General features: G+C 40.3%; 13 protein-coding genes. 1 reads left to right on the forward strand and 12 read right to left on the reverse strand.

Annotated elements, in window-relative coordinates; all coding sequences use genetic code 11:
• Positions 1–14: 14 nt before the first annotated feature.
• From GFH30_RS06615 to ureE, 12 genes are all read right to left on the reverse strand, one after another.
• Entirely contained in the window at positions 15–1,037 is a 1,023-nt protein-coding gene (locus GFH30_RS06615; protein WP_153371474.1) for a flavin reductase family protein, read from the reverse strand.
• 233 nt (positions 1,038–1,270) lie between these two features.
• Positions 1,271–2,899 (reverse strand): long-chain-fatty-acid--CoA ligase, encoded by a 1,629-nt coding sequence (locus tag GFH30_RS06620; protein WP_153371475.1) that lies wholly within the window; start codon positions 2,897–2,899, stop codon positions 1,271–1,273.
• 233 nt (positions 2,900–3,132) lie between these two features.
• A complete protein-coding gene (locus tag GFH30_RS06625) occupies positions 3,133–4,020 on the reverse strand; it encodes a DMT family transporter (RefSeq protein WP_153371476.1) in 888 nt (295 codons plus the stop codon).
• A 100-nt stretch (positions 4,021–4,120) separates the two neighbouring features.
• On the reverse strand, positions 4,121–4,783 hold the full coding sequence (locus GFH30_RS06630) for a hypothetical protein (RefSeq protein ID WP_153371477.1): 663 nt from the start codon (positions 4,781–4,783) through the stop codon (positions 4,121–4,123).
• Positions 4,784–5,090: 307 nt separating this feature from the next.
• Positions 5,091–6,791: an urease subunit alpha gene (gene ureC / locus GFH30_RS06635; RefSeq protein ID WP_153371478.1), complete on the reverse strand. Its 1,701-nt coding sequence runs from the start codon at positions 6,789–6,791 to the stop codon at positions 5,091–5,093.
• Between the two features lie 12 nt (positions 6,792–6,803).
• The gene (locus GFH30_RS06640; RefSeq protein ID WP_153371479.1) at positions 6,804–7,253 is read right to left on the reverse strand and encodes a GNAT family N-acetyltransferase; all 450 of its coding nucleotides are present in this window, start codon (positions 7,251–7,253) and stop codon (positions 6,804–6,806) included.
• 3 nt (positions 7,254–7,256) lie between these two features.
• A complete protein-coding gene (locus GFH30_RS06645) occupies positions 7,257–7,565 on the reverse strand; it encodes an urease subunit beta (RefSeq protein WP_153371480.1) in 309 nt (102 codons plus the stop codon).
• Between the two features lie 9 nt (positions 7,566–7,574).
• Positions 7,575–7,877, reverse strand: coding sequence for an urease subunit gamma (gene ureA, locus GFH30_RS06650; protein ID WP_076753618.1), 303 nt, complete (start codon positions 7,875–7,877; stop codon positions 7,575–7,577).
• 135 nt (positions 7,878–8,012) lie between these two features.
• Positions 8,013–8,894 (reverse strand): urease accessory protein UreD, encoded by an 882-nt coding sequence (locus GFH30_RS06655; RefSeq protein ID WP_153371481.1) that lies wholly within the window; start codon positions 8,892–8,894, stop codon positions 8,013–8,015.
• 49 nt (positions 8,895–8,943) lie between these two features.
• Entirely contained in the window at positions 8,944–9,558 is a 615-nt protein-coding gene (gene ureG / locus GFH30_RS06660) for an urease accessory protein UreG (protein WP_153371482.1), read from the reverse strand.
• Between the two features lie 17 nt (positions 9,559–9,575).
• Positions 9,576–10,241 (reverse strand): urease accessory protein UreF, encoded by a 666-nt coding sequence (locus GFH30_RS06665; RefSeq protein WP_153371483.1) that lies wholly within the window; start codon positions 10,239–10,241, stop codon positions 9,576–9,578.
• Complete coding sequence (gene ureE, locus GFH30_RS06670) at positions 10,228–10,710, reverse strand: urease accessory protein UreE (RefSeq protein ID WP_153371484.1); 483 nt, start codon at positions 10,708–10,710, stop codon at positions 10,228–10,230. The genes GFH30_RS06665 and ureE overlap by 14 nt, the downstream gene beginning before the upstream one ends.
• Before the next feature lie 327 nt (positions 10,711–11,037).
• On the opposite strand from ureE, the gene GFH30_RS06675 reads away from it, so the two are divergent.
• Positions 11,038–12,105 (forward strand): zinc-binding metallopeptidase family protein, encoded by a 1,068-nt coding sequence (locus GFH30_RS06675; RefSeq protein ID WP_153371485.1) that lies wholly within the window; start codon positions 11,038–11,040, stop codon positions 12,103–12,105.
• Positions 12,106–12,144: the final 39 nt, after the last annotated feature.

Here is a 12,144-nt window from a genome sequence, read left to right on the forward strand (position 1 = left end):
TCACCTCATTCTTTTTATAAGTTAATTACAACAGGACTGATGGCTTGAGAAATACACAGTTTAATCGGCGTATTTTCTTCGTGATCAATTTCACCTGTTAACACATTACGGACTGAACCACTGACTTTCGTACACGAACAGGTATTGCAAATGCCCATGCGACAACCATGCGCTGGTTTTAATCCTGCTTGCTCTGCACTTTCTAACAAATTACTTTTGGCTTGAAAATCTTGCTGAGATCTTAAAAATTGCACGGGCTGTGCTTCAAGCGATTCATCCACCACAATTTGGAAAAATTCACTGTGATAATGATCATTCATTTCAAATTTGCGCATGATCTTTTCAACACTTTGCATCATGCCTGTTGAACCACAGGCATAGATTTCGCATTGCGTGAAATCAGCAATGAGTTTCTTGAGCAACGCTTGGGTTAAATACTGCTTTTCTTCTAGCGTATTAATATGATGATAACGGAAATGCGGTGAAACCAACGCTAAAGTTTTTAACTCTGCATGGAATGCATCATCCCGTGTAAAATAAATTAAATCAATATCTTGATTGGTTTGTGCCACCGCTTTTTGTAATAAAGAATAAATCGCCGTGATCCCACTGCCCGAGGCTAAAAACAGCATCGGACGTGCATTTGATTTCAGTACAAAGTCACCTTGCGGTTGCGATATTTCAACGACAACACCAACTGATAATGCACTTAACATACGCGACACTTTGCCTTGTTGTTTAACCGCAATAATCACATCGCCATTTTCTAAAATGGTCACGACTGAATAATGACGTTGATGACGAACACCACCAATACGCAGCGTAACAGCGATACTTTGACCTGCTTGAAAGCTGGCTGCTTTGAAATTTTGATTCGGGCGCAGTTGAATTTTAAAGAAATCTGGGCTGACGGCTTGAATTGTTATGATTTCAGCTTTGACTTTCTTAAATGCCCATGTTGGATGTATTTTTTCAGCAACGAAATCGATGAAATCTTCGCGTACCCATTCAGGCTTATATGTATTCAAACTTGTCATATGTCTTGCCCCCAAATTAGCGACAGTAATTAATGTACAACTGTCTATTATTGTTTAGGTTCAGAATAGACTGTTTTTGTAAACACACCATGTCAATAGAGGTCAAATTGTTCAATAAATGATAATTTTTACTTAGATTGTCTAACAATATTGCGCTGTTGCGTGCTGCATAAAAAAGACCTCATATTGAGGTCTTTCACATTGCATCAGAATAAAGAACAATTGTTCAGCGGTTAAGATTCGAGTAAGACACGCCCAAATTGCTCACGCAGATCTTTTTTCAGCATTTTGCCTGTTCCACTTAAAGGAATAGCATCAACAAAGATGACCTTGTCTGGAATCTGCCATTTCGCAACTTTATCTGCGTAAAACTCGAGAACTTCCTCTTCAGTCAATTGTGATTCAGGCTTTTTAATGGCAATGAGGATCGGACGTTCGTCCCACTTCGGATGTTCAGCTGCAATGACCGCAGCCATCGCAATTTCAGGATGTCCCATTGCCATGTTTTCTAAATCAACCGATGAAATCCACTCACCGCCCGATTTAATAAGATCTTTAGAGCGATCGCTAATTTTTAAGAAACCATCGGCATCTAAAGTGGCAATATCACCAGTATCAAACCATCCGTCTGCAGTCAGTGCTGATTCTTCTTTGCCAAAATAATTGTTTAAAATCCATGATCCTTTAATCTGTAAGTTACCCGTGGTGACGCCATCACGTGCAATTTCATGTGTGCCATTTTCAGCATCGGTTAAGCGTAAATCGACCCCAAATGGCGGACGACCTTGCGATAAGCGAAGATTGAAACGTTCTTCTTCTGAAAGGCCTAAATGCTTGGCTTTAATTTGGTTCGCTGAGCCTAAAGGACTAGTTTCCGTCATGCCCCATGCGTGAATCGTTTCGCAATTAAATTGTTCTTTAAAGGTTTTGAGCATTGATGGTGGGCATGCAGAACCGCCTACGACATTACGTTTCAAGCTTTCAAGTGTTGAACCTGATTGCATGGCTGCTGCAATTAAGCCTTGCCAAATGGTCGGAACACCAAGCGCCACGGATACTTTATAGGTATCAATTAAGCTCACTAAACTCGCGCCGTCTAAACCCGGTCCTGGCAGCACCAATGTACATCCCACCATCGCTGCGGCATACGGTGTTCCCCATGCATTGACATGGAACATCGGCACAACAGGCAGCATAATTTCACGTGCTGATAGATTAAGTGAGTCCGGCATAATAATGCCATAGCTATGCAATACAGTTGAACGATGGCTATACAACACACCTTTTGGATGACCTGTGGTGCCTGAGGTATAACAGAGCGAACTCGCGGCATTTTCATTGAGTAATGGCCAATCAAATGTGGCTGGCTGCTCTGCAATCAAATCATCATAGAATTTCACTTCTGGTATGGCTTCACGGATTGCGTCGTCTGCTGCATCTAAACAAATGAAATGCTCGACTTTAGTAAGAAGTGGCTTCACCGCTTTAATCAATGGCGTAAACGTTTTATCAAATAACACTACGCGATCGGATGCATCATTAATGATAAAGACCAATTGTTCGGGGAATAAACGTGGATTAATGGTATGACAGACCAAGCCACTGCCTGAAATGGCATACCAAGACTCTAAGTGACGATGATTATTCCATGCAATGGTTGCCACACGATCGGCATGGGCTAATCCTAAAGCAGATAACGCGTTGGCAAAACGTTTCGAATTTTGATGAACCTCACCCCAATTGGTGATGGTCATATTGGTATCTGTATTTTTAGAAATGACTTGAGTATCGGCATGATAACGACCCGCATGTTCAATCATGCTGCTAATCAATAGCGGTTGAAACATCATATTACCAAGCATGCTTATACTCCTATTTATTTGTTATTTATCCATTTTTTAATTGGTTGAAATTATATTTAAACTTTTATATATAGATACAAGGTGTGATCTATAAAATGGTTTTCATGCTTTGAATGTAGCAAGGAATGAAAGGTTTGTAAGTATCTAATTGTGACAATTGAGTCAATTATTTTGGAAAGCTTAATATTGTTGAATATGCAGATGCACTCCTGCTAGTAACATCATCCACGTATTTATGCCCAAATGACTAACATTGCAGCAATAACCACTAAGGCTAAACCCCAATGCTCTGCGCGGGCTAATTTTTCTTTAAAGAAGTAAGCGGAAATGATTAAGCTAAATAGAATTTCGATCTGACCTAGGGTTTTAACTACAGGCACACTGACCATACTCATGGCAGTGAACCAACCAAGTGATGCCATAAAGCTACAGATGCTCACCTTTAGCGTCAGTCCTATGCGTTGCCACATCGCGACTAAGGTTTTTCGGCTAAATAGACTGAGATAAAGCAACATGGTTATGCATTGAAAACCAATCACGGACACCAACACCCATGAAGCACGATGCATAAATGGTAAATTGCTCAGCTCTAAACTGGCTTCACGTACCAAAAGTGAGGTAATGGCGAAACTTAAGCCACTCCCAATGCCGATCATTAATGTTTTGCTTGATAAACCTGTAACTTGATTGCCTTTACTCAGTAAAAATACGGCGTAACCCCCGATCAAAACACCAATCCATGCTAAAAAGGAAAGATGATCGGAGAGAAAAATAACACCAATAATTGCAGCTAAAATGGCTTCACTTTTGGCAAGTCCAACACCAATGGCAAAGTTCTTTTGTTTAAAGAGTTGTACCATCAATACCGTAGCTAAAATTTGGCTTACCCCTGCAATGAAAATATACATCCAATACTTCGGGGTGAAATGCACCACACCTTCGACAGGTTGTACGTGATAGAGCCATTCGATATAGGCAAATGCCAGCGGAAAACCAAATAAGAATCGGGCTAGCGTTACGCCCCAGACATCGACAGTTGAACTTAGTTGTTTTTGAAATGCATTACGCCATGCCTGCATAAATGCAGCCATTAAGGTAAACAAGATCCAACTCATTGGCATATCACTATTTGTACTTCATTCGTCACTAAATTTTATGCTTTTGAGTTGGAGATGACTAATTAAAAAAGGGTTTAAAGTTAATAGCAGAAAGTTTGGATAATCATCTTACATGTGTAGTATTTTTTAAAATATTGTAATCATCTGCCTGAATTACTTCATTTTCAAACTTCCCAGTTTTTAATTGAAAGAATTCCCCCCATTCTTTTCCCAGATAATTTACAAAATTAGCCAAATGAGTGTTATTTTCTTGCTTATATGCAGGTGCCCATACTTGGTTGGCTATTTGATTACCTATATCAATATAAGTATTCATAGTCATGAGTACAAAACCGTCAATACAGGAAAATTCTTCTTTATATAACAAAAAACAAATTGCTTCGAAAAGCTCATTAAATTCGACACTTTCAACGCCATCGATAATTAAAATAGCGATACCATGAGCCTCTATATTTTTAGAAAATTTTTTTGTTGATTTAATTTGGCTATTAGCTTTTTTTAAAGTTCTGCGTATAGGTTCATATTTAATTTGGAAAATTTTTCTCTTTTGCCAATTCGTTAATAAGCTTAAATTAAATAGCGCTGGAAAATTCAATTCCCCTTTTTCTAACCATTTCATCAATTGCTTCTCAACCTTAGGAGATAATTGATTAATTTCCGCAAAATCGGACTGCAAACTTTTCAATTCAATGATTACATTTTGGTTATTGAAGTAATAGTCTGCATTTTCAAATTGAGGATTCCCTTCTATGGTATTCTTGATCAAAACCCACTTACAGATTCAACAAATTCATCAAATACTTTTTCAGTATTAAACGTATGTTTTAGTCCACTTTTATTGTACATTTTCAATATAATTCACCATTTTTATTGATTATATAATATTTAAAACTCCTAATTATTCCCCTCATCCTAACCTTCTCCCAAAGGGAGAAGGAATATACCTCTTTTTAAATTGATTGTTTTTACCTCTCCTTTAAGGAGAGGGTCAGGGAGAGGTAAAATCCCTCCTAACCTCCCTTTATTAAAGGGAGGAAAGTCCCTCTTTCCCAAAGAGGGATTTAGGGAGATTACTAAAACAAAAAATACCTTTGCGCCATTGGCAACACGTCCGCAGGTTCACACGTCAATAACTGGCCATCCGCACGCACTTCATAAATCTCAGGATCGACTTCCATCAAAGGACAATAATCATTGTGCTTCATGTCGGCTTTGGAGATATTACGCGTGTGCTTACATGGACTAATGAGCTTTTTCAGCTCCAACTTTTCATGGACACCATCATCAATAGCCACTTGAGATAAGAACGTAATACAGGTGTTATGCACGCCACGCGCATTCGCACCAAACATCGGACGATAATGCACAGGCTGAGGCGTTGGAATAGAAGCATTAATATCACCCATCGGTGCAGCGGCAATCATTCCGCCTTTAATAATCATCGATGGTTTTACCCCAAAGAAAGCAGGTTTCCAAAGTACTAAGTCTGCTAATTTTCCTTCTTCGACAGAACCAATTTCATGGCTTAAACCATGGGTAATCGCAGGGTTAATCGTATATTTGGCAATATAGCGTTTAACGCGATTATTATCATGAGCAGCGTTGTCACCTTCCAATGCACCACGTTGAACCTTCATTTTGTGCGCCGTCTGCCACGTTCGAATAACGACCTCACCGACACGCCCCATCGCTTGCGAATCTGATGACATCATCGCGATTGCACCCAAATCTTGCAAAATATCTTCCGCAGCAATGGTTTCACGACGAATTCGACTTTCTGCAAAAGCCACATCTTCCGAAATAGCAGGATCTAAATGGTGACAAACCATCAGCATATCTAAATGTTCATCAATGGTGTTGATGGTATAAGGACGGGTTGGATTGGTTGAAGATGGCAATACGTTGGATTGACCAATCGCTTTTAAGATATCGGGTGCATGTCCACCACCTGCACCCTCTGTGTGATAGGTATGAATGGTACGATTTTTAAATGCCGCTAAAGTTTCTTCTAGAAAGCCACTTTCGTTTAGTGTGTCAGTATGAATGGCAACTTGAACATCAAATTCATCTGCAACACTTAAACAGTTATCAATGGCTGCAGGTGTTGAACCCCAATCCTCATGTAATTTCAAACCAACCACACCCGCGCGAATCTGTTCACGAATCGGATCGGGCAAACTTAAGTTTCCTTTACCGAGTAAACCAATATTCATGGGTAAATCATCAATGGCTTGTAGCATAGTGGAGATATGCCAAGGTCCCGGTGTAACCGTCGTTGCTGATGTACCTGCCGCAGGACCTGTACCCCCACCAATCATGGTCGTGATGCCTGACATCAGTGCAGTTTCAACTTGCTGCGGACAAATCCAATGAATATGGGTATCGACACCGCCTGCTGTTAAAATTTGCCCTTCGCCGGCAATGACTTCGGTCGCTGCCCCTAAAGGAATGGTGATATTGGGTTGAATATCGGGATTACCTGCTTTGCCAATTTTCCAAATACGACCATTTTTCAGCCCCACATCAGCTTTGACAATGCCCCACCAATCGACAATTAAAGCATTGGTAATGACGGTATCGGCAACATCTTCGGCTAAAAGTTGTGACTGCCCCATCCCATCACGAATGACTTTGCCGCCACCGAATTTAACTTCTTCACCATAAGTCGTGAAATCTTGTTCTACTTCAATAAAAAGCTCTGTGTCGGCTAAACGAACACGATCCCCAACGGTTGGACCAAACATTTCCGCATAGGCACGGCGTGACATTTTCATAATTTTTCGATCCTATACCTTGTGTTCATGCATTTGATTTTTTTGCATTTGAATAAATCTTAAACCATGCGCTTCAATCACATCACTGACCGATTCAAAGCCCATTTTTCTATAAATTTTCTCTGCAAAGCAGCTTGAATTCACGGTGATGATTTGTGTATCTACTGTGTCCATAACCGCCTGCATATGATTCCACAGTGCTCGACCGATGCCCTGACCTTGTTGGATTTCTTTAACAAAGAAATGGACAATATGCGCAGGTTCTCGATATGCCATCACCCCCACAATTTCATTTGCTTGTAGATATACAAAATAATGAATATCAGGATGTTCTATAAGCTGTAGAATCATTTGCAGATTAAACTTTTCACGTCCTTCATCATCCACAGCAAAGTCATCAATAAATGGATGAATAAGCGCTACAATTTGATTTAAATCCTGTGTAGTTGCTTGTCGAATCATTGTTTAATCCAATTTACCCATCACACGACCGGCAAAACCGTAAACTTCGCGTTTTCCGACCAGTGCAACCAGTTCTACATCACGGCTTTGCCCCGGTTCAAAACGTACCGCTGTGCCTGCTGCAATATTTAAACGATAGCCTTTCGTTAAATCACGATCAAAACTTAAAGCATCATTGGCTTCAAAAAAATGAAAATGTGAGCCTATTTGAATGGGTCGATCTCCTGTATTGGCTACAGTAATCTTGATCACCTGACGCCCTACATTCATTTCGATGTCAGTATCTGCTGTAAAAACTTCCCCGGGAATCATCAGTTACTCCTATACAATTGGCTGATGCACAGTGACGAGTTTGGAACCATCTGGAAATGTCGCTTCGACTTGAACTTCAGCAATCATTTCAGGAATTCCGTCCATGACATCTTCACGTTTTAACAAGGTCGTACCGTAATGCATTAATTCACTTACAGACATGCCATCACGTGCGCCTTCGAGCAATGCTGCAGAAATAAAAGCAATGGCTTCAGGATAATTCAGCTTTAAGCCACGTGCTTTACGACGCTCCGCCACCAGTCCTGCGGTAAAAATTAACATTTTGTCTTTTTCAGTGGGATTGAGTTCCATATCTCTTTCCTAATTATTTCTATGATCTGTAAGCAAGATTTGTGCAAGTTTGTATTCCTCCCTTTATGAAAGGGAGGTCAGGAGGGATTGTTAAAATCTCCCCAAACCCCTCTTTTTAAAGAGGGACTTCAAGGCTCAAGTCCGCCAAATTCTTGGAAATTCTTCATCTAAACCAAACCAGTATTTACGCAATCGAGCACGTATCGCAGCAAAAACATCATGACAAGCGCGGACATCATCGCCTAAGTAACGGGCACAAATAACATCATCAAGGAGTGTTGTTGTGACACGTATATCCATACGCATAATCAGTTCACGGACAAGTTCAAGATGTGCTTTTAAGACTTGGCTATTGCGGTATTGCTCTGGTGCAACTGCCCATAAGCTGCCCATGACCGCATGTCCATTCATGCCTAAGCAAGACTTTAACCAGCGATCATTACCTGCAAAACGAAGCTGATCTGTCACCAATAACTTTTGCTCACGATAGAGAAAAAAGCGACTGTGATAACTGCCTTGTGCAAATTCCTCCAAGCGTGCCTGACGTCCGATTACCAACATATCCCAACTAATGAAACTTGCAGTTTGATCCAAATGAATGGTGGTGGACGTATGTGCATGTGCACCATCAAACAGCATGGTTTCTTGTGGCAGCCATTCAAAAATGCCCTGCTCAGCCACTTGAATATGAATATGTTGATAGGCTTGTTTGAGATTGGTTTTGTACCATTTCCCAGCCCCCGGTGTTGTCACTAACGCATGTGCCGATGCGCCAATATTCATATCAAAACTTAAGTGGTCACCTCCGGCAATCCCCGCGGGTGGATGGACAATAATGGCGTGACAAACCCCAGTTTTTTCTGGCCACAACATTTTTTGAACACGTACAGGACCTTCATGCTTTCGATGTTGAAGCACACTGCGTTGCTGGCTTGCATCCAACTCAAAACCTAGCTCTAGACGTGCAAACCAAAGTTTGCAAGGTGGATGGTGAGATGTCTCAACGGCGCTATTCATAAATCGACCTATGTGCTACGACTGCTTTGCGTATTTTCAATATGAGATATTAAGATTTAAATAAGCCTTGTTTCTCAATAAATTCAATAATTTGCTCAAGCCCATCTTTTGTTTTCATATTGGAGAATAAAAAAGGTTTATCCCCACGCATCCGTTTGGCATCCTGATCCATGACATCAAGGTTGGCACCCACCATCGGAGCAAGATCCGTTTTATTAATAATCAATAGATCTGATTTGGTGATCCCCGGTCCGCCTTTACGTGGAATCTTTTCACCGCCACCGACATCAATGACATACAGGGTTAAGTCAGATAACTCCGGGCTAAAGGTCGCAGCCAAGTTATCTCCACCACTTTCAATAATAATTAGTTCTAAACCTTCAAAGCGCTCACATAAGTCGTCAATTGCAGCCAAATTAATCGAGGCATCTTCACGAATTGCAGTATGTGGGCATCCACCTGTTTCTACACCCACAATGCGCTCAGGTTCCATGGCTTCATTGCGGGTCAAAAAGTTAGAGTCTTCTTTGGTATAAATATCATTGGTCACGACTGCCATGTTATATTTATGGCGTAATGCCTGACATAAGTTCAGGGTTAATGCAGTTTTACCTGAGCCCACTGGACCACCAATTCCAACGCGTAAAGGACTACGTTCTGACATGTTTTATTTCCCTAATATTAAGATCTAAATAAGCGTGAATATTGTGTTTCATGCTGCATACTGAGCATGGCGTAATGAGGTAATGCACTGCTGAGTTCATCGTCTTTAAGTGCCAAGGCTTTTTCGATAGCGGTCGGAATCACTTGATGTAAATGCCATAAAATCCGCTGTCCACTCATTTGTCCAAGTGGAACAGTTTTAACTGCCGCAAGCACTTGATTTTCAAGCACCGCGAATGCATATGCGGTCAGTACTTCATCAACATTGAGATTCAATTCACCGCAAAGCTGTGCATAGACAGGGACATAACCCAGTTGCTTTTTGACTTTGACTGGTTGCTTCAGCACATCGCGAATCCAAGCATTTAAAGAAAATGCCAATTGTTGTGATTCCGCTAAAAGTTCTGCACTTTCACGACTGGCTCTATACAGGGTTGCCCAGTAAAAAAATGCGTCATCATCAGCAAAGTTTTGCATGAGCCGTTTTAAAATCGGCAGTTCGAAGCGTACCAGCAGCAATTCAAGTACTTCATTAAAGTATTCGATACTCGATGCTTCATCATGAATCATGCCGCGATCAATGGCGCTTTCTACCCCTTGCGAATAACAATATGCGCCGACAGGTAAAGCAGTTGATGACAGCATAAGTAAATTTAAAAGCTGAGCGGCTTTAATGGCTGACATGATGCAACACTTTAATTGGACTTAAACGATGCTCATGTTGATGCTGCGCATAAGCACCACTTTCAGGCTCAAAAGGATGTAAAATCGATTTAACTTGAAGCCCTAAACCTTCCACCATTTCAGCCAAGACATGATCAGGCTCAAAATAAAGTGCTGTGGGAGTAAGCATGAGAGGTACATGTCGATTACCTAAGTGATAAGCGGCTTTAAGTAACTCAAATGAATCATCACTGGTCACTTGCATCAACTGCTCCGCTTTTGCATCAACTCTTAAAATATCGCCATACTCTGTAGCAATAAATGAACCACCTCGCAAAATACCAGTACGTGGTAAATCTGCACCAATATCATTGCCATTTTTTAAAGTGGCACGAAAACGGCTTTTTTGTCGTGTATCGAAGTTGAGTTCAATTGAATCGATCGGTAATTGGCTATCAATTTGATCTAAGCGTTGTGTATAAATTTTCATGAATATCCTTGAGCACTTATTTAGATCACATCTATTCCATTTTGGAACATTCAGCTGTTTGTGGTTAAAACTTGCATCAAAATAAAGCATTTATCGTGCCAATCTATTCTTGTTCGTTGATTTTTGTAGATATTGTAATTTCATCCACGCTGTATCTTTAACTCAGGCTAAACTATCAGCATGGATTTATGATGTTAAAAACAACAGATTTAGATTTAATCTATTGATAAATAATGTAAAAATTTAAATTTAAACGCATTTTATTTTATATGTTTAATTCATTTCTATAGCAATAAATGCTGTGCAATGAGTGAAAAGGATTCTGCAATGAAGTATTTTGAATGTGCACAATGTCAGCAGCAAATCTTCTTTTTAGATTCAAGATGCCAACATTGTCATGCCCCGATTGGCTTTGTTGCCACTGAACGAGATATGGGCACCTTTCAAAAAAAGAGTGAGACCGTTTGGCAAGCACAAAATACGGCGTATAAAAATCATGACTATAAGCCTTGCTATAACTACAGCCATTATCAAGTCTGTAACTGGATGATCCCACTGTCTTCAGATGAAGATTATTGTGAATCCTGCCAACTCACTACCGTCATTCCAAACCTTGAAATGCAAGATGCCATTGTGTATTGGCGCCGTTTAGAGGAAGCCAAGCGACGTTTTTTATATTTGGCGCAGCGCATGTATATGATGCCTCAACCCAAAAAAACACCCGATGATCGCTTTGGGCTCAGTTATGAATTTTTAATGCCCATGGATGGAAAACCAGTTTTAACCGGTCATGCCAATGGTGTTATTACTTTAAATGCGATTGAGGCAGATGTGGTCTATCGTGAAACCACACGCGTCAATATGGGTGAAAATTATCGCACCTTATTGGGGCACTTTCGCCACGAAAGTGGGCACTACTACCTGAATATTATGCAATTTTTACAACCTGAACTGATGGATGAGTTTCGCCAATATTTTGGAGATGAACGTCAAAGTTATTCAGAAGCATTGAAACGGCATTATGAGTATGGTGCGCCAAAAGATTGGCAAGAACGGTTTATTAGCACTTATGCCACTTCCCATCCTTGGGAGGATTGGGCAGAAACATGGGCACATTATTTACATATTATGGAAACACTTGAAACCGCGTACTATGCTGGGTTACGTGTGGATGGAAATGGTACGACTTTAGCGAGTATGTCGTTTAAAGAATGCCCGATTGGTGGTCAAGATTTTGAACATATTTTAGAAAATTGGATTACCTTAACATTCAATTTAAATGCACTAAATAGAAGCATGGGTTTGGAAGATGCCTATCCATTTAAGCTTACAGAAACGGTAAAAGATAAACTTCGATTTATTCATCGGCATGTTTTAGATAAAGTATTTAAATAACAGAGTTGTATTTAACAGCAATAAAAAACCAAGCCTGAA

Source organism: Acinetobacter wanghuae (assembly GCF_009557235.1).
Taxonomy (GTDB): domain Bacteria; phylum Pseudomonadota; class Gammaproteobacteria; order Pseudomonadales; family Moraxellaceae; genus Acinetobacter; species Acinetobacter wanghuae.